General features: G+C 38.5%; 16 protein-coding genes and 2 pseudogenes. 17 read left to right on the plus strand and 1 reads right to left on the minus strand.

All coding sequences use genetic code 11. The annotated features are described in order from the left end of the window. A pseudogene (locus I2484_RS18370) lies at positions 1 to 705 on the minus strand (hypothetical protein); the annotation flags it as partial. Between the two features lie 791 nt (positions 706 to 1,496). Here I2484_RS18370 and I2484_RS18375 point away from each other — a divergent pair. From I2484_RS18375 to I2484_RS18455, 17 genes and pseudogenes are all read left to right on the plus strand, one after another. Further along, complete coding sequence (locus tag I2484_RS18375; protein ID WP_207152518.1) at positions 1,497 to 2,366, plus strand: MerR family transcriptional regulator; 870 nt, start codon at positions 1,497 to 1,499, stop codon at positions 2,364 to 2,366. 84 nt (positions 2,367 to 2,450) lie between these two features. Beyond that, a complete protein-coding gene (locus tag I2484_RS18380) occupies positions 2,451 to 3,368 on the plus strand; it encodes a hypothetical protein (RefSeq protein ID WP_207152519.1) in 918 nt (305 codons plus the stop codon). A 120-nt stretch (positions 3,369 to 3,488) separates the two neighbouring features. Further along, on the plus strand, positions 3,489 to 4,865 hold the full coding sequence (locus tag I2484_RS18385) for a hypothetical protein (protein ID WP_207152520.1): 1,377 nt from the start codon (positions 3,489 to 3,491) through the stop codon (positions 4,863 to 4,865). 17 nt (positions 4,866 to 4,882) lie between these two features. Then, positions 4,883 to 5,842 carry a hypothetical protein gene (locus tag I2484_RS18390; protein WP_207152521.1) on the plus strand — a complete coding sequence of 320 codons (960 nt, stop codon included), beginning with the start codon at positions 4,883 to 4,885 and terminating at the stop codon, positions 5,840 to 5,842. Continuing rightward, entirely contained in the window at positions 5,839 to 6,588 is a 750-nt protein-coding gene (locus I2484_RS18395; protein WP_207152522.1) for a hypothetical protein, read from the plus strand. The genes I2484_RS18390 and I2484_RS18395 overlap by 4 nt, the downstream gene beginning before the upstream one ends. 43 nt (positions 6,589 to 6,631) lie before the next feature. Then, positions 6,632 to 7,429 (plus strand): hypothetical protein, encoded by a 798-nt coding sequence (locus I2484_RS18400; protein WP_207152523.1) that lies wholly within the window; start codon positions 6,632 to 6,634, stop codon positions 7,427 to 7,429. Then, on the plus strand, positions 7,426 to 9,285 hold the full coding sequence (locus tag I2484_RS18405; protein ID WP_207152524.1) for an ATPase, T2SS/T4P/T4SS family: 1,860 nt from the start codon (positions 7,426 to 7,428) through the stop codon (positions 9,283 to 9,285). Before I2484_RS18400 ends, I2484_RS18405 begins: the two co-directional genes overlap by 4 nt. Continuing rightward, entirely contained in the window at positions 9,282 to 11,333 is a 2,052-nt protein-coding gene (locus I2484_RS18410) for a hypothetical protein (RefSeq protein ID WP_207152525.1), read from the plus strand. The genes I2484_RS18405 and I2484_RS18410 overlap by 4 nt, the downstream gene beginning before the upstream one ends. 271 nt (positions 11,334 to 11,604) lie before the next feature. Beyond that, a complete protein-coding gene (locus tag I2484_RS18415) occupies positions 11,605 to 12,066 on the plus strand; it encodes a hypothetical protein (RefSeq protein ID WP_207152526.1) in 462 nt (153 codons plus the stop codon). 62 nt (positions 12,067 to 12,128) lie between these two features. After that, positions 12,129 to 12,602: a hypothetical protein gene (locus I2484_RS18420; protein ID WP_207152527.1), complete on the plus strand. Its 474-nt coding sequence runs from the start codon at positions 12,129 to 12,131 to the stop codon at positions 12,600 to 12,602. A gap of 70 nt (positions 12,603 to 12,672) precedes the next feature. Then, positions 12,673 to 13,137 carry a hypothetical protein gene (locus tag I2484_RS18425; RefSeq protein WP_207152528.1) on the plus strand — a complete coding sequence of 155 codons (465 nt, stop codon included), beginning with the start codon at positions 12,673 to 12,675 and terminating at the stop codon, positions 13,135 to 13,137. 212 nt (positions 13,138 to 13,349) lie between these two features. Then, positions 13,350 to 13,676, plus strand: coding sequence for a hypothetical protein (locus I2484_RS18430; protein WP_207152529.1), 327 nt, complete (start codon positions 13,350 to 13,352; stop codon positions 13,674 to 13,676). Between the two features lie 5 nt (positions 13,677 to 13,681). Beyond that, positions 13,682 to 14,254, plus strand: coding sequence for a hypothetical protein (locus tag I2484_RS18435; protein WP_207152530.1), 573 nt, complete (start codon positions 13,682 to 13,684; stop codon positions 14,252 to 14,254). Further along, a complete protein-coding gene (locus I2484_RS18440) occupies positions 14,251 to 15,234 on the plus strand; it encodes a hypothetical protein (RefSeq protein ID WP_207152531.1) in 984 nt (327 codons plus the stop codon). The genes I2484_RS18435 and I2484_RS18440 overlap by 4 nt, the downstream gene beginning before the upstream one ends. A 347-nt stretch (positions 15,235 to 15,581) precedes the next feature. Further along, on the plus strand, positions 15,582 to 16,799 hold the full coding sequence (locus I2484_RS18445) for an S-layer homology domain-containing protein (protein ID WP_207152532.1): 1,218 nt from the start codon (positions 15,582 to 15,584) through the stop codon (positions 16,797 to 16,799). Between the two features lie 6 nt (positions 16,800 to 16,805). Beyond that, on the plus strand, positions 16,806 to 18,734 hold the full coding sequence (locus I2484_RS18450; RefSeq protein WP_207152533.1) for a DUF5704 domain-containing protein: 1,929 nt from the start codon (positions 16,806 to 16,808) through the stop codon (positions 18,732 to 18,734). Between the two features lie 73 nt (positions 18,735 to 18,807). Then, positions 18,808 to 21,040 (plus strand): annotated as a pseudogene (locus I2484_RS18455) (hypothetical protein); the annotation flags it as partial.

The raw sequence follows: 21,040 nt of genomic DNA on the forward strand, positions 1-21,040 counted from the left end.
ACGTTTTTCCTTTCTGTAGACTCTAATGGACAGTATAGCCATCAAGCCTTGGACAGATAACCCCGTCAACAATTGGACCTTTGAATGCAGCATTAACACTATCTCTTCTTCTTCATACATTCCATATAAATAATTAATATAATATAAACTATCGACATCTTTTAAAACTATCGGGTTTCTATTTCCTTCGAAATTATGAAACCCCATTTGAAATATACTATCCTCTAAATCTTCATTCTCGGGTAGGAGTTTTAAATTTATAATTTGCGGGTCAATAACGATTCGCGGATAATCAGCCAATCCATTTTCAATATTATATGCCCTAATGAAAGCGGGACCATAGGAGATAGAGCCTTTGTGATAAAGTTTACCTGCGGATACACCCCCACGTATCAAAATTCCTTCATCGGCAAGGGTTTTTTGTATTAAGTTTAGCTTCATAACAAAACTAAAAAAACTCGCGGAGTTAGTATAAGGCAAGCTAACTACAAGGCTATCTGAAAATTGAGCCATTTCTAGTGCTGAGTTTTCGGTCGATTGCTTTATTTCATTTTGTTTAACTGCCTCTTGCACATTATCTAAAGCTTTATATAATTTTTCTGCGTACAATGTATCACTTTCACTCTTTTGTACTAAAGCGCTAAATCCTAGTATGTCAATAAATGCTACTAGTCTGTTTTCATATTTACCTTCTTGTAAGTCCAAGTCTATCGCCCCTTTGAGTTGTATACTCTACTGTACATTACACCTCTATTATAATTTAGCAGTTTATCGAACCCGTGTATTGTTCTGGGTTCCATTCTTAATACAATGTCACCCTTTTGAATATGAAAAACAACATCATTAATTGGTATATAGAAATGAATTCTCTTATAGGGCTGAAAGTTCACTTCCCTACTCACGGTTCCATATCGAGGAGTGGTTTAGAGGTTAAAGACAGGTATGAAGTACATCTTTTGACAAGTGTAATACAACCGCTACCGGACCATGCATCGATTGTAATACTAAAGTATTACAATCGATGCATGGTCGTATCACGATGGTAACACAAATATGAAGAAAGTTAATGAATTGGCCTTTTTTTGCTCAGAAAACCAAATCAAGTTGGTTTATTGAGTTTGATTTGGGTTAAATCAAACTCAATCATATTCAATCGTATTCAATCATATTCAAATCGGTATTTTTTGTTCAGAAAACCAAATCAAGTTGGTTTATTGAGTTTGATTTGTTTAAAATTAAACTCAATCACTTTAAATCACATTCAATCGTATTCAATCATAGTGAAATCGAAATTTTTCTCGGTTCTAGACATACCGATTACCGCTTTGACTTGCTTTAAATTTTTCAATCACATTCGTATTGATTGAATACGATTAGTTTTGATTGAGTTTGATTTTAAGTGAATCAAACTGAATCAAGTCAATCATCCAGATTGAATAGAGATGGTAAATAGGTTAGAATCATAGTAAGAACAACGTTTGAAGGGGGATGAGCTGTTGGATTCGTCAGAAAAAAAGGAAGAGCTTCTAAGGGTTTTCAAAGATGATCCATTATGGAGACATATAGAAACACTTAGCTTACAAAACCGTGTATTTGAAAATGAAGAGTTCTTAGAAAGTATTATATGGGGCATTGATTATACAACTACACAAGTCGCCAAAATGTTAAACGTGACAAATAATCAAACAATCATAAATTTACTCAATCGACATGACTTGAAAGAGTATGTTCAAATACCTCAAAGCGATAACGGTTATTATTCGTTTGACCATATCGCCATTTTTCAGTTAAGATTAATTTTGGTATTGAGAGATAATGGTCAGCAGCCAAAAGAAATCGCAACTATAATAGGAACTAAAACTCAGTACAGTAGGGGAGAGTTCCGTAAGAAAACTATCGTGAATGAAAATGGTTTAGCAGAGGAAAAAGAAAGTACAGAAAGAATTGTAGAGCTCAAAGTGCAGCAGGCTTTAGAAAGTATCTTACCCAAAATGAGTCAAGAGTTATTAAGATATAAAAACCATTATGAAAACTCATTGATAGAAATGCAAATTGAGAATGGGTTAAGTCAGTGGGAAATAAAAATGCGGAGTATTGTAAATCAAATAGAATTATTTGAAACTCAAATGGAAGTTCTCACAAGCCATCCGACCATAAAACCGAATATATTTACAAAGATATTTAGCTTGCAAAATGAACCCAATGAAATTCAAGTAACTAAATTACAAGTTAATTTAAAAGAAAAAGTAGAAAAGCTAGTATCAGAGAAGAGGAAACTCGAAGTAGAAAAGACGGCATTGTTGGAGCAGCAAATTAAGTTGAAAAAAATAAGTGAAACTGCTACATTAGATTTTGAAGATAACTGAAAATCACAGGGGTAACTATGCGAAGCACGCATCTCAAGACTTTGAGGTGTGTGTTTTTTATATGTGAAGGGAGTAGATGTGGTAATGGTGAAAATTGCAGAAAATGAAGATGGCATATTTGTGTGGAATCATAGCATTGAAGCGCAAGCGAGGTTGGGCATTATTACAAAAGAAAAGGACTCTCTACTAATTAACTTTTTAAAGAAAAAGTTAAGAGAAAAGAATGAAGTCAACTACCATATGTCTACAAGTGTAACGAGCGATGTAATAGCTTTCACAGATACATTGAGTATATTGCATTTTGAAGAGTTTCCATCTCCAGGTGAAAACAATCCATTTTCAAACGACCGGATGAAATGGGTTCAGATGTATTTTTCATTAATATCTATGATTCACCAAAAGGAGCGAAGTGAATTCGTGCCGTTAGGGAGCTTCCGTGCACATGCAGAAGGTCCACTTATTGGATATTACAGATCTATACAAAATATGGAGGAATCAGAAGATAAATCGTTATTGAACACTCATTTGCAAAAACTTGAGAACGTAAAATGGAATATTAGTGTTGATGAAGATTTTGTATATAAAATAGAAGGAGAAACAAATGAAGAATTATTGGAGTCGTTTTTCATTGGTGCATGGGCATATTGGCTATACACAGCGTTCATCGTTGATCCTCGTCCGATAAACTTATTTGTTGAATTAGATGGATTAATGGTCAATTTCCCTGTTCTAGCTGAATCACGTAAATTCATTACCTTTATTACAGACTCTCTTGCACGACTTACTTTTCAACTAAATATGAGTTTCACGATAAAATCACCAACACTTTTCCCAATACCGGAGTCGCTGGTCGAACATTTAGTGATTCAGGATATTCAAACTGCAGATATGATGTGGTCGGAAATACCTCTTTTCCCAACTATAAACAGTGGCGAGGATATTGTTTGGGAATATCAAAAGACTTTCCGTAAGATGAAATTGGCACTTGCAGACATAAATTGACTATGCTATATTGAACTCAGCTTAATAGAAAACAGCCCAAAGTTTGCGAAGCACGCACTACTAACCGTAGTGTGTGCTTTTTTTTGTCTTCAAATCTTCAAAAAGGAGGTATTTCTTGCAGTGAAGTTGATTTTTGCGATTTACAACGTTGATTTCGCTAAACAATTAAAGGGGAATATGGAAGCCGATGGTCAAGCTCAAATTATTGATATTGTAAGTTCCGAAGAAGACTTGATAAATATGATAGCTAGAAATCCGACAGTCAGTGGTGTTTTAATATCCACTGATATTGCAACGAAATTGGGCAACCGTAACTTAGAATTGTTAGTTGATATTCTACTTGTTGCCAGGGAGAAATTCCCGAGCATTGTGTTTTCGGTATTATCTTCCGAAAGACAGGGGCATCCAGTGCATGCTGAATTGGTAGATATGGGGATATACAATATCTTTGTAAAAGATGCAGCCAAACTTTCTATTCCCTTACTTCTTCATTCATTTTTGGAACCAGCATCATTTTCTTCAGTAATGCGACATCGAATGGTCGACGATTCTATTCCCTGGCGACGAAGTTTTAATCGACAGACCACAGTTCGCGTCGACTTTAGAGAATCCGAATCAATACCGGAAGCTGAGATGGAAGAAAAGAAGACTGAGGTTATACAACCTGCTCAATTGGATGAAAAAGTGAAAAAAAAGTTTCATTGGTCAGAATCTGGTCGTGATAAAAGTAAACCTTCGGTCAAAATGGAGCAACCTCAAGAATTTATCAAAGAATGGTTCGATGATGAGTCTAGGGTAATTACTAACGACCCGATCATTGGCACTGTAGTAATCGCTCTAGGAAGTGTGGCCCCACATCTCGGCACCACTCATACAGCAATTAGTATTGCGTCTGCTTTAAAGAAAAAAGGACATATGGTTGCTTTGGTAGAAGCAAATGCCTCGCAAGATTTTGATCGGATACATTCATTGTTTGAAGGTGAAAACCGTCCAATCTTATCCGAACCTAGTTTTGAGATGAATGGGATTGAACATTTCAAATATCGCGGAGAGGATTCTATGCAAGAACTCTATGCGATATATGAATTTTTAGTTTTGGATTTAGGGAATTTAGATCTCATGGAATTTGAGAAGGAATTTAAAAGGGCCCACGTGAGAGGTGTATTATGTTCGGGCCATGAATGGAAATTTCATTGGATTGAAGAATTTCGCAGAAAACATTTCAACGAAAATGACATATTTTATCTAGTCCCTCACGGTGAACCAAGCGTTGTGAAAGATTTGCAAGAAAGAATCCCAGAAGTAACAGTTTTATCAATTCCGACCCATACCGATCCTTATAAGCCGAGTAGAGACGCAGAAATGTTTACAGAAAGTTTATTATCCGGATTTATAAAGGGGTATGGCAAGAAATTTACCAAAAGCGCTTTAATCGGGACCAGTGTGATAAGTATAACGCTCACTTTAATTGTCATTAGTGCTTTTCTAATTTTATAAAAGGAGGAACAAACGTATTGGCTATTCGATTACGAACCAAAAAATTACTGTGGGCAGGCGCTCTTGGAGCTAGCGTTACATTGGTTCTCGCTGCAGTAGGAGGATATTTACTCTACACGAAAAATCAAGCTAGTGAACTTGCGTTAGCAGAACAGTACCGGTCTGAACTAAAAGTATTAAATGAAACCGTCGTTCAAAACGAAGAGGGCTACGCACTTAAAGAGGATGTAGACCGTGGTCAATTGATAACAGAAGACCTGTTGGAAAAGGTCACACTATCAGCGGCAGCAAAATCAGAGGACGGATTGGAACTTATCGAAATTAAGACAATTGATTACTTTTCCCGGACCGATTTGAAAGCAAACACTGTCCTTGTCGAGTCAATGGTTTATGAAGAAGAAGCACTTGGTAACGACATCCGGGAAACTGAGTATGCCTTTATTGACCTTCCAACAAAGTTGAAAAATGAGGATTATGTCGATGTTAGGATTCAGTTCCCGAACGGGGATGATTATATTCTTTTATCTAAGAAAAAAGTTAAAGATACCGCTGGTTTAACACTTTGGATGAACATGGATGAAGGAGAAATTCTTTCTATGAGTTCTGCCATTGTGGATGCCTTTATCGAGGAAGCAAAAATATACGCACTTCCATATGTAGATGGTCCGATGCAAGTAGCTTCTGAAATGACATACCCAGTTAAATCAAACGTGCTTCAGTTGATTAAGGAAACGCCAAACATCGTTAACATCGCGAAGCTTAACCTTGAAAAGCAGAATCGAACCCGCCTAGAGTCTGGTCTAAATGAAATGAATTCAGAACTACGTCAAAAACTTCGTCAAGGCCAAGCCGAAACTGAAGCCCAGCGACAGCAAGACGATAAAGAGCGTGAAATAAACGCCCTTAATCAGTTCGATCAACCGACTGAAAATGATTTGATTGGAGATCCGTTCAAAGAAGGAGTAGATGCTAAATGAAAATGAAGTTAATGCAGTTTATCGGCACCCGTAATAAGACTGATTTTGTTATATACCTCAGTCACGTCTTAACTCAACTTGACAAACGCGTCTTGATTGTCGATAACACACGAAACGAATGGTACCGCCATGGATACGTACGCGAAGGGGGCCAACAACGCCTGTTTGATTTTCAGGGGGTCGACATTTTGTACGGAACGAACAACTGGTTAGAAATTGAATCTTCTTTACAACAATCAGGTGAAACATCTATTAATTACGATGTGGTTCTAATTGACATGGATACAACGGAAATATTGGAACAGGAATGGCCAGTCTTCGATGAACGTTTCTATGTAGGAGATTTTGACCGGGCCCATCAATTAAGAGATGTCGAATTACTAAAAACATTATTCCGTACAAGCGAAAGTAACGAGCTGAAGCGGATTACATTTGAGTCAAAATACAAAATGGATGCCGCATATTTTGAATCCATTCTTAAAGTAGATGTAGCATGGCGTTCAATGAATTACCTATTCGAACCAGATGATTTTAGTGATGAGCTTCGTATCCATATGCAGCATGAACAAGATATTCCGTACCGACGATTAAATAAGCAATACAAAGAGTTATTGTCTGAGATCGTTTCAGCACTATATGAAATGCATATCAAAGATGTATCGGATGCTGTGAAACCATCGTTTTTCAGTTTTCGCTCAAAATCCAAACAAATAAAGTCAACTGTACTTGAAAGCACAAATGCTTAATAAGTGAAGCTAGCAACAAGGGTTCTTGGAAAGGAGAAATAAAATGGGTAAAACTATTGTGAATTGGTCACCGGTTCACGGACAAAGCGCTACAACCTCTCATACGATTGCCCTTTCGTCAATGCTGTCGTTAGATCAATCATATCGCTCATTATTAACACATGCACAACTATCCTATGCAACGATGGATTCCATTTATAGTGATTCGAAAAAACCTGGTTTCGAAGATGGAGGGGTAGTTGCTTTAGAACGATTAGTGAAAAGTAAACTACTTAAACCTGAAGACGTTCCTAATTACACAGAAACGATATATAAGAACCGCCTTGATTACCTTTCAGGCAGCATGAGAGAAGGGGACAACTCGGATGGGAAGAAGTTGAATGTGATTTTACACGCTGCACAGGTGGAATATGATTTTGTGTGGATTGATGTACAGGCTGGAACCAAGGACCGTACGACGGTTGAATTGTTAAAAAATGCTGATTTTGTACTGGTTAATCTACCTCAAAATAAGTACATCATCGAAAAGTTCTTTGATGATATACCTGAGGAATTAAAGGACAAGCCCTATTTCGTTCTTATCGGCCTGTATGATCTAAATGCAAATTATTCAATTAGAAATATCAAACGACAGCTAAAATCGAAAGTTCCCATATTCACTATTCCTTATGCAACAGGATTTAGAGATGCGGTGAACCAAGAATCTGTTACAGAATTTTTTGTTAGAATGTTGAGAGTTGAAAAAGGTGACTTGCTCTATCCGTTTATAGACTCAGTTAGAGATGTTAACATCGCTTTGCTGAAAAAACTGGGCTATGCACGTTCGGAGGATTGGTCATGACGTTTTGGTTTAACGCTTCCATCATTCTTATGTTAATCTGTATTGTGTTTTTTGTTGTTGCATGGCGAGTGTTGCAAGGTAGCAAGCAAAAAGGACCTTCAGAACTCAGTGATCGCGAACACTATTCCATACCGAAGATTGAGAAACATGTAAAGGAAAAGTTAACTGAGCTGACGACAATGAATTTATATAATCTTGGTCTATCCGAAGAGGAATTCAATCGGCAAAACCGCCGCCGTCAAGAACTTAAGGAGGCTCTTAAGAATTGTAATACCGGCGATTTTGGTTCCAAGACCTATGTACGAGAGTTTATGTATGATTTCTTACAAAAGAGCTATGGGTTTAATGAAGAAAACATTAACTGGGCGATTCCTTTCAATACTCCCTCACAATTGAGCGGACGTGATGTATTTGACATTCTTCTATTCCTGTATACAAAAGAACATGGAAAGAATGGCCTGGGTCAATTGCTTGAAGAATACGGTCTTGCTAATCCTAAAGACGATGGCGGATATCGAATTCAGGAAAGGGAAATTCGCGAAATTTACAATGAAAAGGTCAAATACCTTAGATACGAGGATAAAGTACGCATTGTCGTACAACGTATTTATGCCCAATTTAAAGGTTTCGGTGTCATTGATGATATTCGGGATGCTTCGATTGACGGGGTATCTGGTGGCGTTTCAGGACTTCCCCCGAGAATGGAAAACTTTGACAATGAAGAACAAATGATTTCTTCATTTAGTACCGGTAAAACGGGGCTCAACAGTGTATGGATAATGTATAAAGGAAAATCCATTCACCTTTCCTTCTTACAATTTGAACATGAAGCTGAGCTTAGAAGGGTCGTTCAAAACTCATATAAGTACAACTTTCCAGGACAATTGTCCGAATCTAAGCCATACATTATTAACGAAATGCATGATGGCTCACGTGTAACGGTAGTTCGTCCGAAATTTTCGGAATCATGGGCGTTTTTTATTCGGAAAAAGTATGATATGCAAAACCTTGATCTCGAACAACTCATTACACACCCTAATGCTGAATTACCGATTACCTTAATGAAATATATGATAAAAGGAAATCGGGTTACAGCCATCACTGGTGGACAAGGAAGCGGGAAAACGACTTTGTTAATGGCATTAATAGAACATATTCACAAAGCGCTGAATCTGCGAATCCAAGAAACTAGTTTTGAGCTGAACTTACGGTCCCTGTACCCGGATCGAAACATTTTATCATTTCAAGAAACGGATAATATTAGCGGACAAGATGGCCTGGATCTACAAAAGAAAACGGATGGGGCGGTCAACATCTTGGGGGAAGTGGCAACCGATCCGGTTGCTGCATGGATGATTCAAACTGCGCAGGTTGCAAGTTTATTTACAATTTTCACCCACCATGCGAAAACATTCTCTATTCTTGTTGATAGTATACGAAACTCGCTACTAAAAACAAATACGTTTTCTAATGAAGCAATTGCAGAAGAACAGGTTGTGAGTGTTTTAGAATTTGATATTCACTTACGTCAAGACTATGACGGTTCCAGATATATTGAACGGATTACAGAATGTGTGCCGGTTCAGACAATCCAAGATGACACAGATATTCTCTCGAAAGACATAGGACAAGAGGAGAAAATGGATGCGTTTTTGCTCGCTGCAACCCGCTTTTTCAATCGACAAACACAAAAGCATTACAAAGCTCGTAACGTTATTGAATTTGTGGACGGTAAGTATGTAGCGGGTGAACCACTCAGCCATGAACGACAAAAAGATATCGAAAGTAATTTATCCTTGGATGAACAAAAGGCATTCCGCACCTTTGTGAAAGAGGTATGGGGGGATGTCGCATGATACAGTGGCTGACCTATATCGCAATCGTTGGTTTTGTAGTACTTCTAGGTATTTACATCATAGGGAAAAAGCGCTCAAACAAAGGTAAAGGTACGAATCCTTTCGATTTCGGAGCTACTTCATCGACATGGAAAGTGAATTCAAATGAATACGCGCAGACAGCATATACGCAGTCGATAAAAACGCCTTTATTAAAGGGAATCATTTTGCGAATCCGTATGCGGATTGAAACCCTTTCCGTCTACGATGAATACACCTTACGAAAAGAAGTAATGCGGATTGTATTTACGATTGCAACATTGATTATTACGATTGTTTTAGCGGTACTAATAGTACGCCCAAGTTGGCTTATTATATTTTGGGTTTTTCTGGGTGTTGTTTTTTTAGCGGGCGTCATGCTCGATTTCTTCGTATATCGAGTAGAAGCAAGACTTCTAAATCAATTGAAAGAGTTCAATAATCGGTTTCGCTACTTTTACCAACAATCGAAGATGGTTGACGAAGCAGTATATGAATCTATTCAACATGCTGGTCCCGAAATGCGGGTACAAGCAGACCGTATTTACCATATTCTAACGAATGTTGATCCGGAAGCGGAACTGGCAAAGTATGAAGAAGTTGCCCCTTCTAGATTTTTGAAAATCATCGCTGGACTTGCTGTTCTCGTCAAAGATCAAGGAGATGTAATCAACGAACGCGGTAGTGCTTTTTTGAAGGGACTAACAGGAGTAAACCAAGAACTAAACTCTGAGATCATGTATCGGTCGAAATTAACTTACAAAATGCGAGGGTTAACTGTTCTTTCGCTCATCCCGATTTTTGGAGCTCTTCCAATACAAAACTGGGCAATTTCTACATTCCCTGTAATGAAAACATTCTACGAGTCTCGTGTTGGTTTTCTAGCAGAAGTGCTTGTATATGGGATATCACTACTATCCTACTTTTTAATTCGAAAAATGCGAGAAATTAATGAAGCCAAGTATCAAGCGACAACTAAACGGTATAAGTGGGAAAAGTGGACACTTGAAAAGGTCCCATTCCTCAAAGCTATTGTGAATGGATTTACACCGACCTATTTTTCCAAAGAACATTTCAAGTTGAAAAAGCTTTTGAAAGATGCAAACTCTCCCCTAAAAATCGAGTGGTTGACACTTCATCGCATGTTGTTAACTACTAGTGGTTTTCTATTGCTAACTATCGGCTTTTGGTACGCACATGAACGCCAGGAACATTCAACTTTATATTCGGTGGTTCCCGCTACATTATTTGCCGGGAACGTTACTGACGAGGATTACGCTGTGTTTGAAGAACAAACGGCATTTGATCGTCAAATTATCGAAGACATGAGAGAAATGGAAGGTTTGTCGAGTGAAAAATTACAAGCGCACATTGCAGCTCAACTTGGCATTGACAATGTGAGAGACATAAAAATTAAACAAGCAACGGACCGAATTAGTCAGAAATGGCTCGTCGTCCAAAATTCATTTTTGAAATGGTGGGAAGTACTTGTTGCCATTCTAGCTGGATGCATGATGTGGATGATTCCTGTTTGGATTCTTCAGTTCCAGCGCTTGTTACGCACCAAGGATATGGAAAACGAGGTTCACCAATACCTTATTCTTATCAGTATTTTAAAGGAATTTGAACGGATGAGCGTCTATTCGATACTTACATGGCTTGAGAGGTTTGGAGTGGTATTCAAAGATCCGCTGCAAGAAGTACTTCAAATATATGATTCTGGTCCTGAGGAGGCACTTGACGAACTAGGGGAACAAATCAGTTTCGAGCCATTTAATCAGATTATCGAACGATTGAAACTCTCGTTAATTCGAATATCCATCAAAGAAGCCTTTGATGACATTGATATGGAACGTGAATTTTATCTTGAACAGCGAACAGAAGCAAATCAACGTTCACTGGAGGAAAAGGGTTCTTGGGCAAACATGCTTGCTGGGGCTCCAATGTCTGCTTTAACGTTTCTCTACCTAGTTGGTCCTCTGATTTATTCAAGTGTCGTGGAATCGAAGGACATGCTAACGCGATTGTAACCAACAGGTATTTCCTTGAAAGGGGTGATGCAGATGCAACTTAGAAGTGAGCGGAAGTCCAAATCAGCTTTCAAAGCTGGTAGCAGCTTATTAGTCGGAATAGCATTGATTGGAATTTCTCTCAAAACATACTGCGCTTTACGAGGCAAATAGTATCCGGTATATGAATCGGTTCAATCAGTTTTCTATTATCCTAGCCTGGTGTTATCTCCAAGCGGAAGAGCTTGTCGATATAAGAACAAAACCTAAATGAAAGGGAGAGATTTAGCTTATGAAAGAAAGTACAGCCACTGCCTTGATGTTCGGGGCAGCACTATTCCTCGCATTAGCATTAATTGGAATATCGGTTAACGTCTTTAGCCCTGCTACTGAGGCCGCTAAAGCAGCAACAACTGATTTCTCGTCTGCAACAACAGAACTGAAGGATCAAAAGTATCTTATTTACGACAATACGACAATCTCTGGTTCACAAGTTGTGAACGCCCTCCGTAAATTCCAAGCTGAAGGCGAATCTGGAAACATCGCGATTCATGTATCGACTGGTAAAAACAAACTAGGCGAATGGTATTATAATACATTCTCGACAGCCGGCATAGGTACTGGTGGAATAAAGCCTACAAACATAAACAAATCTACTGATCCAGAGTATGTGAACCCAAGCGGTATGTTCAAAGCATCTGTTGAACGGGATGGCAACAACGTTATCCGTGCACTGTATTTCGCACAAGAATAAGTAAATGACACATGGATTTGTACCTAATCGAAAATTTAGTTAAAAAAGGAGAGAATTAATTTATGAAGGAAAGCACAGCCACTGCCCTTATGTTTGGGGCAGCACTATTTCTAGCATTAGCATTGATTGGTATATCCGTTAACGTTTTTAGCCCTGCTACTGAGGCCGCTAAAGCGGCAACAACTGATTTCTCGTCTGCAACAACTGAATTGAAGGATCAAAAGTATCTTATTTACGACAATACGACAATCTCTGGTTCACAAGTTGTGAACGCCCTTCGTAAATTCCAAGCTGAAGGCGAATCTGGAAACATTGCTATCCATGTAACGACAGGTAAAAACAAGCTAGGACAATGGTACTACAACACATTCGACAAAATAGTTGGTATCACAGGTGATGGTAATGGTAAAAAACCGACAACTATTAACAATTCTACAGATCCTGAATACGTAAACCCAAGCGGTATGTTCAAAGCATCAGTTGAGCGCGATAGCAACAACGTTATCCGTGCCCTAAAGTTTGGTCAAGGTGAATGAAGTGGAGTCTCACTGAGTCGATTAATAAATTTAGACCAATTATTTTAATTTAAAAGGAGAGAATTTATTTATGAAAGAAAGTACAGCCACTGCCCTAATGTTTGGGGCGGCACTATTCCTAGCCCTAGCATTGATTGGTATATCTGTTAACGTTTTTAGTCCTGCTACTGAGGCAGCTAAAGCAGCAACAACTGATTTCTCATCTGCAACAACAGAACTGAAGGATCAAAAATATCTTATTTATGATAATACGACAATCTCTGGTTCCCAAGTTGTGAACGCCCTTCGTAAGTTTCAAGCAGAGGGAATTTCTGGAAACATCGCAATCAATGTCAAGACAGGCAAAAACACTGCTGGTACTTGGTACTACAATAAATTTACAACAGCAGGCGGTATTTCAACAGGTGGAATCACTCCAGAAAAGGTGAATACTTCTACAGACCCTGAATACGTAAATCCAAGCGGAATGTTCAAAGCAACTGTTGAGCGTGACAGTAACAACGTTATCCGGGCGATTCTTTTCACACAAGATTAAGTTACGAAACGTATAAAAGGAGGGAAGGGAGTGTTTCTTTTGTGACCACTCCCGCCATTCTTACGGTAAACATCGTAATTTTGAACAAGAATAAGTGACGACAGCCGTCAAGAAGGAGGGAAGGGAGTATTTAATCAATTATCACTCCCGCAATTCCTATGATTAAATCCATTGATACCTATTTAGGGAATGCCTTAGCGGTAATCCTGACGATGACCGCATTAGCTTATACATTTTGGTCGATGACCGAGTGGCCGGATCATTACAAGCTTGTACCATCCGCAGCTACCGTTTTTGTGGAACAGACAGATATTCCAGAAGATGTCCCGTTCACTGGGGCACAGGTCGTCGCTAAACTCTATCAGCTAAGCGAGGATAATATTCCGATTATCGTGGACGGTTTTTTATTTCGAACTGATGAAGACGTACGATTATATCAAGGGTCAGTCGTATCACTTAGGGAACTTTATGAATGGGTAGTAAAAGTTGATACTGATGGTAAAGTTAGTGAAATTAGCTTCTATCGGAAAGAGGTGTAATAAACGTGCCGAATGCTTTTTCCAAAGTATTTGTAGTTATCCTATTAGTTATTATGATTATTTTTATTCCTGTCTACCAATCGTATAAGGCACAAGATGACCTTGCATATCAAGTAGCTTTTCAAGCTGTAACAAATTTTGTAGATAATGTTCGTATGAAAGGGTACATATCACCCCAGATGGTAGAGGATTTTGAATCAAGTTTGGAGATAGGTTCTTATCTATACAAGACTGAATATGTTCATCAGAAGAAAGTTTATACACCAGTCTATGAGGACCCAACTAATCCTGCAACATTTAAAGATGAATACATCGTAACTAAAGATGAATATTTCAAAAGTCAAATTTTGGATTACCTGTATAAAGAGCCGAACAAAAAGCCGAAAAATGATCGTAAATATCTCATGACTGTTGGAGACACCTTTAATGTGAATGTAGAGAATATGACACGAACTAAAGCGAGTTTGCTTTTTGATTACTTAACGGGCGGGAATAGGGGAAACGGTGTTGTCATTTCCATTCCTTATGGAGGGATGATCTTGAATGAAGATTACGTCCTGGGAGATGATCTTGAATGAAGATGTCCAATATGATTATATTCTATCTTATTATTGTCTTTCCACTCTTCATTTTCGCACAATGGCGAGCGGAAGATACCAATACGTTTGCAAAGGCTAATAATAGTTATGAATGGGCAATGACAGCTGCTACGCATGACGCGGTGGAACAATTGCGATTGAATGCAAAACCCAATTACGAATATGGTTATTCTTCCACCAAGTTCTCTCGAATTAATAAAGAACCCGCCTTTGAAACATTTATTGATACATTATCATTAAACTTCGGTTCCGAAGATGATGTTACAAAAGAATTATTGGGACGTTATATACCCGTTTTTGGCGTACTCGAATATGATGGTTTTTCATTGAACGTTTATCAAAAATATATAAATGGGAATGAAACACTCTTCGATCGTGTTTGGCTGCCGAAAATACCTTTTGCCTATAGTGACGTGAAAGGTAATATTATCAAATTCACATTAGATGAATATGTAATTGTTTTTGATGCAGGTCTTAATGAGTGGATAGAAGGAGACCGTCGTGAATTACTCAATGATGAAGAGATCAGTATCGAATTATTGAAGGATGCTGACACATTTGACAAGATTCGCCGGGATACAATCGTTAATACCATGCAAAATCAGTTGGCTTATCGAATAAATGAGCATAATGTCTACACGAAAAGTCTAGGTATTACTTATACATTCACATTGCCTCTGATAGCGCAAGAAGACTGGTATAACACCATTGATGATGTCAGTGTAATTGCATTCTTTCAGGGCTACCCCTATGAAAGAGGGGGAGGCACGTTCAATGAATACGCACTAGCGGGAAGCCGCTTAGTTAAGCAAGATATGTTCCACGCTACAACGGTAAATAGTCAAAAGATATTTTATGCAGAATCATGCAATTTCAATTACTCAGTTCTTGAAATTTATCCGTCAAAGAAGGATGCTGCTAAAGCTGGGTACTTTGAAAAGTCTTGTTTGAATCAATGACTGTAAATGTTCAGTTATTGGTTCATATTATTTAAGATACAAGACTGTAATCCATTACTCGGGGTTTTCAATATTCTCAAGCTATGCTATTATTAATGCATATAGAGTTTAATAGTTATCCAGAGGAAGCACCTCAGCGAGAGCCTGTAATTTTACAGGCCTTGCGAGGTGCTTCCTTTTTTTATTTAGGAGGTGCCTTATAGCTTCATACGGAATTTATAGGTCCTGTTCGGTATGAATCGTATAAGCAAGACGTGTTTGGTATCCTAGGCTTTTTTTCATCTTTCACGTTATATGAGATAATTAGATTAGGTTAATCAATCACTTTATTCAAGGGGGAAGAAGAAATGAAAAACAATCTATTTATCGCTACACTTGCATCCGCAATTGTTATACCTGCAATTATTGCACCAATACAGGCGAATGCAGTTGTAAAAAATCCATTCACTGACGTATCGAAGAATAGTCCATATTATGATGTCATTCATGAAATGCGGGATAAGAACATCATTAGTGGCTATGAAAACGGGGCGTTCAAACCGAATGAGGTAATTACACGAAAACATGCTGCAGCACTTGTTAGTCGAGCTAAAGATTTACCTTCGACAAAAGATTTTGTGAAATTCAATGACATTACGGAAAAGAATGCGTATTTCTTGGATATTAAAAAGTTGCAACAAGCTGGTATTTTCGAGCCAGATAATAAAGGGAATTTCAATCCGAATAAGCCTATAACACGTGCAGAGATGGCAAAAGTATTAACAATTGCTTTTGACTTGAAACCAAAGACAGAATTCAATTTCCCAGATGTACCTAAAAATCATTCAGCAAATGAATATGTACGTGCTCTCTATTCAAACGGCATTACAACAGGCGACAACGGTTACTTTAAGCCTGCTGAGTCACTGACTCGCGCACACTATGCGGTATTCATGCATCGCGCTATGAACATGAAGGATGATGTTGTGGTTAAGCCGATACCTGAATCAAAACCCAATGTGCCAGCATCGTCCATGAAGTTGGAAGACTTTAATAAATCCATTACAAATAATCCTTTATTCCAGTCTAAGATTAATAATCCTACCTATAAGCAAGGAATGACGAATAGTAACACGTATAATGCCGATGATTTGAGAACAGTATTGACGGATGGTCAAGCGATTGTAAAAGGTACGGGTTTAAAGTATGCGAATATAGGCGGAAACATTGTACTAATGGAAGATAATTACGTGTCTTCGTTACCCAATAACCACCCGCAGTTAACAATTACTAGCTCGAATGATGGTCATACAGGATTTTATATTGACTACACAAACAAAATTTCTATTGATACCGCTATTAATCTATTTGAAATGATGTATCCTCAATTCGATTTGGAAGATGAAATCAGAACTCGGGCTAAAGAAGCCGATAATGCATTAAAAAGCGAAGGCCATAAACCTCCAGCTAAACGCGTATTCCAGGGGAATGGAGAAATATTTAAAGCAAATGGATATGAGGCGAAAGTGGGAGCAAACGCGTTTTTGAATTATTTATGGATAGAAGTGAAAGATGGAGAGTGGTGATTTTTTTTGAAGTCAATAAAAAAAACAGCGATTCTACCACTGATGCTCTTGTTACTTTTACCACTTTTACTTATTAAGACAGAAGCGGACGCAGCAAGCAATTCACTGCCATTTTATAATGGCGGGGCAGTAGAACTACTCGCTCCATTACTCCCGCAGGGTGGTAGTTCTACGTATGGTCGTGCTGATGAAACAATCGGAATTAATCCGATACTGGGGCAGATGCGGTACCCGACAATGTACGATGGAAGAATTGGTGGTAGCTCCTATGCGCCTGGGCTGAATAGTTCTTTCTACGATCCGTGGGTTGGCATTATCAACCGGGCGCAACAGGGGCAGGCCTATTATCATCTTGTACCACTTCCCGGTAAGAACTCGGCAAGGAACGTTATTGAAATAGAAAGAGTTTCCGATTCCGTAATGCGTACAGTCTATAACGGAAATCCTGAATTTATGAAAAGAGAATTACCGGTCCATGGTATTACAAATAGTAAAAATGGCTACAAGTATGGTGACTTTTACTACATTGTTGAACTAGCTTATTACTCTGGTGGTGTTGCCGATAATGCTAACGCTTCTGATTCATTTAGTGGAGTAAACCCAACCTGGCTACGGTTTGTTCGAACAAGTTGGCCAGATATCAAAGAATTTAAAGCTACATCGACCAATGTGGAGTTAGGTAATACTGTTAATTTCTCCTTTAATGGATACGAATATGTATCGGAAGGACGAACAGCCGTTGACGCAAGCATAACAATAACTAAAGATGGTGCCGAAGAATTCAAATCTGACCTCAGCTTTCATTCGTCCAAGCCTACTGCAAATCCTGACAAGCCACATGAGGAACATGCAGGGAGATATAATCAAGAAAATGTTGGCGCTTGGGTACCAACTGAATGTGGTAACTATACAGCTGAATTAAAGGTTGAAGATTCCGTTAAACGTTTCGCAACCCAAAAAGTCTCAGTAACAGTAGGCGGAGATAATTGTAATCCGACTGAGCCGCCATCTGCTCCTGCAGGAACATGCAGCTTAGACGTAAACGTTAATCCATCCGGCGAGTTAGTCAGTCTAGAAATACAGCAAATAGCAGATCCCAACGGTGAAATAACGGAATCACAAGAAAGCGCGGAATTCGATGTCAAGAAGTATGGTATCCCTTCCTCTGAATTTTTGAAGGTATGGGGTCAATCAGAAAAATACTTGACGGATTATCGATATGTCAATATGACAGGTGGTGTAGGCTATACCATCAATGTTAAGAAAAGTTATCATTTAAAGTGGAGAACGCGATATTCATATGATTGCTCTTATATCAATGACAAAGGCGATGAAGTTGATAAAACGTGCTATGACTATGAAGATCATGAAGAAGTCGTTGAACGAGCTCTAGATTTTAATGATAATTATTCCATTGGCTATTGGCAAATCGGACATTTGAACGTCTATTCTTTTGATAATGCAGTGTTCGGGAACTATGCCTTACCTAACGGAGAAGTAATTGTAGCTAATCAAGATCATGCCACAGCAAGTTCCAAACACAGTGTAAAAATTGAAGATCATGTTTTCATTAAACCTTGTGACAATTTGGACCTTGGTACGCAAGTAGTCAATGGAGGCAACAGTAAACCAGCAGTTCCGAACCAATCAGCTGAGTTTGAAAAAGCGGCGAATCTCGGAAGTAGGACGCCAGATGTGAAAAACGACATGGTTGAAGTGGAGAAATTCGTTTCTATGGACGGCAAGCTCACACCAGGGAAAGCAGGGACTAGACGTGTGGAGGGTCCCAAACCTGAACAAGTGCCAGTTGCTCCACAAATACCCGTTGAGCAATCCTCTTTAATGATTGATTCCAAGAAGGTGAACATGTGGGAAACCCAAAGTTCTGTCACTTCGAATTATAAAGAAATAGATGGGGCGACTATAAAACCTTGATTATATGTGGTACCGCCATATCGCTTACCGATATGGCGGTTTTTTTTGAATAAAAATTGAAAGGAGAATTATGATGAGAAAAAATAGAGGTAATAAAAAGAAGAAGTTGCTGGGACGATTTAATAGAGTTATGTATTTACTATTGTCGGTTCAAATGATATTGATATCCGTGTTACCAATGCTACCTCCTGTTTCTGCTGCAGAAGTAGAGGGAGAAAAAGTAGAAGCAAAAAAAAATGATAATGGAAATTCGAAGTCGTTTGTTACGACCGAGAGTACAAGCAGTACCCAAACTCAAACGTTTACTATTCCTGGGTTAAAGAAATTAAATGGCTCAACGGTTAATACAGGAAATGTCGAAGTACTTAGTGTCGTTGGGGAAGAAGTGACAGTACGGTTGAAAGATGGAGTTCGTTCAAGGCAAGAACAAACCGGTGGGACCTATACACCAGAATCAACTCAAACTGAATCAGATACCCGAACTAATACGACAGGTAGCTTTCCAGTGAATATAACAAAAAATAATATCACATTATCCAAAGATGGTTCCGCTACATCAGTGCAAACTGGAGGAAGCTATGACCCAGGAGGAACAAAGAGTAATTGGCACGGAAACGGTTATGGTTTACTTGGGTATACTCACTTTGAGGTGGGAGAGTGCGGAAACTATACAGGGTGTATAAATTGGCAGTTTAGAGGAAACACGCCGAATAATACTGTATATTTTATTGACCCAGATGGCTATAGTGGTAATCTAGTAATCCAGAAGTGGTACTGGAGTAACTACAGTTCTTTCTTCGAAGAACTCTATAAAATTCCTGAGGTGTCTTTAGGTCAAAAAACAAGTTTTCCTAACTATGGAAATTACTTCGCTCCATATGGAACACTTACAAAACCCGCAAAGGACACCAGAACATATAACTACACACAAAAATATAAAGGTACGAAGATTATTCCTGCTACAGATACAAGAACATACCAAGATTATTATCAATACGAAGTGATGTTTGATTATGAAGGAGACACTACTCCTCCAACCATTGGTTTAACAGCTAATCCGACTGCTCTGACGAATCAGGATGTTACGATATCGGCTGATATTAAAGATGTTGAGAATACGACATTAAAAACGGATGAAGGTACAAACAGCACACATACACAAACGTTTAAAATCCCTCATATGAAAAAGATGGATAAGGTCACAGTTGATACCGGAACCGTTGAGGTGGTTAGTGTCGATGGAGGTCAAGTGACGGTGAAGATGAAAGATGGTGTTCCGATAAGGCGTGAAGTGACCGGAGGGAGTTACACGCCGCCGGATACGAGGTTTGTAACAAATCAATCAGCTTCTTACTATAATTCGGGAGGTTACACAGGAAATTTAACAGCATATCAAACTAGTGAAGTACAGGAGTATGTTAGCCATATTTTAAGTGGTTACAACGTGCATGTAAGTTCTGGTTGGTCAGGAGTGATTACAAATTTTGAATTCCCCGAAACATATAGATATAACACCGGAGGCGTTGTTGGTTATATTCCCATTTCAAAAATAGTTTCAGGAAATTGGTATACATTTGAAACGAATATATATAGACAAGACGTCACTGTAACCTACGCAGGAATGGCAACCCGATTATCTGCAACGCGTTATCAGGGTAATGTGACAAAGCCTGCAACAGATACAAGAACGTACACGGATACTTATCAGTACGCAATAACATTTGATTATGAAAAAGATGTGCCCGTACAAAAATGGGCAATGGGAAATCATCCTGTTAGCTATTTTTCAGATAGCGGAAATGTCTTTACGGGTAAATCATTTAAAGTAATGGATAGTGGTACATACACCGTATTCGCTAGGGATTTGGTTGGCAATGAGTCTGTTAAATTAATCGCGATAAGTAATATTGATAAGGTAGCTCCTGTTATTACATTAACACCCAATATTTCATTACCTACCAATAAAAATATTATCGTGACAGCGAATATTGCAGACGATAGCAGTATATCTGAAAAAAAATGGGCTGTCGGTTCTCATGATGCAACCTATTTTGCCTCATCAGGAACCACTCTTGGCGCCAGTTTTGAAGTAAGTGAAAACGGTACTTTCACCGTTTATGCAAAAGATGCAGCTGGTAATATATCGGTTCAAGTGATCAAAATAACCAATATCGATAGATTGGCTCCTGTTATTTCCTTAACAGCAAGTCCTACCACGCTTACAGCTACAGATGTAACAATTACAGCGGATATTCGAGACCTTGACAATGAGTTGTTCAAGACACCCGAAAGTACTAGCATCACTC

The organism is Sporosarcina sp. E16_8 (assembly GCF_017347095.1).
GTDB lineage: Bacteria > Bacillota > Bacilli > Bacillales_A > Planococcaceae > Sporosarcina.

Bases quoted from the DNA above. Each gene is read 5' to 3' on its own strand.
- I2484_RS18380 (WP_207152519.1), top strand. From the start codon at position 2,451: ATGGTGAAAATTGCAGAAAATGAAGATGGCATATTTGTGTGGAATCAT.
- I2484_RS18395 (WP_207152522.1), top strand. From the start codon at position 5,839: ATGAAAATGAAGTTAATGCAGTTTATCGGCACCCGTAATAAGACTGAT.
- I2484_RS18400 (WP_207152523.1), top strand. From the start codon at position 6,632: ATGGGTAAAACTATTGTGAATTGGTCACCGGTTCACGGACAAAGCGCT.
- I2484_RS18405 (WP_207152524.1), top strand. From the start codon at position 7,426: ATGACGTTTTGGTTTAACGCTTCCATCATTCTTATGTTAATCTGTATT.
- I2484_RS18410 (WP_207152525.1), top strand. From the start codon at position 9,282: ATGATACAGTGGCTGACCTATATCGCAATCGTTGGTTTTGTAGTACTT.
- I2484_RS18415 (WP_207152526.1), top strand. From the start codon at position 11,605: ATGAAAGAAAGTACAGCCACTGCCTTGATGTTCGGGGCAGCACTATTC.
- I2484_RS18420 (WP_207152527.1), top strand. From the start codon at position 12,129: ATGAAGGAAAGCACAGCCACTGCCCTTATGTTTGGGGCAGCACTATTT.
- I2484_RS18425 (WP_207152528.1), top strand. From the start codon at position 12,673: ATGAAAGAAAGTACAGCCACTGCCCTAATGTTTGGGGCGGCACTATTC.
- I2484_RS18430 (WP_207152529.1), top strand. From the start codon at position 13,350: ATGACCGCATTAGCTTATACATTTTGGTCGATGACCGAGTGGCCGGAT.
- I2484_RS18440 (WP_207152531.1), top strand. From the start codon at position 14,251: ATGAAGATGTCCAATATGATTATATTCTATCTTATTATTGTCTTTCCA.
- I2484_RS18445 (WP_207152532.1), top strand. From the start codon at position 15,582: ATGAAAAACAATCTATTTATCGCTACACTTGCATCCGCAATTGTTATA.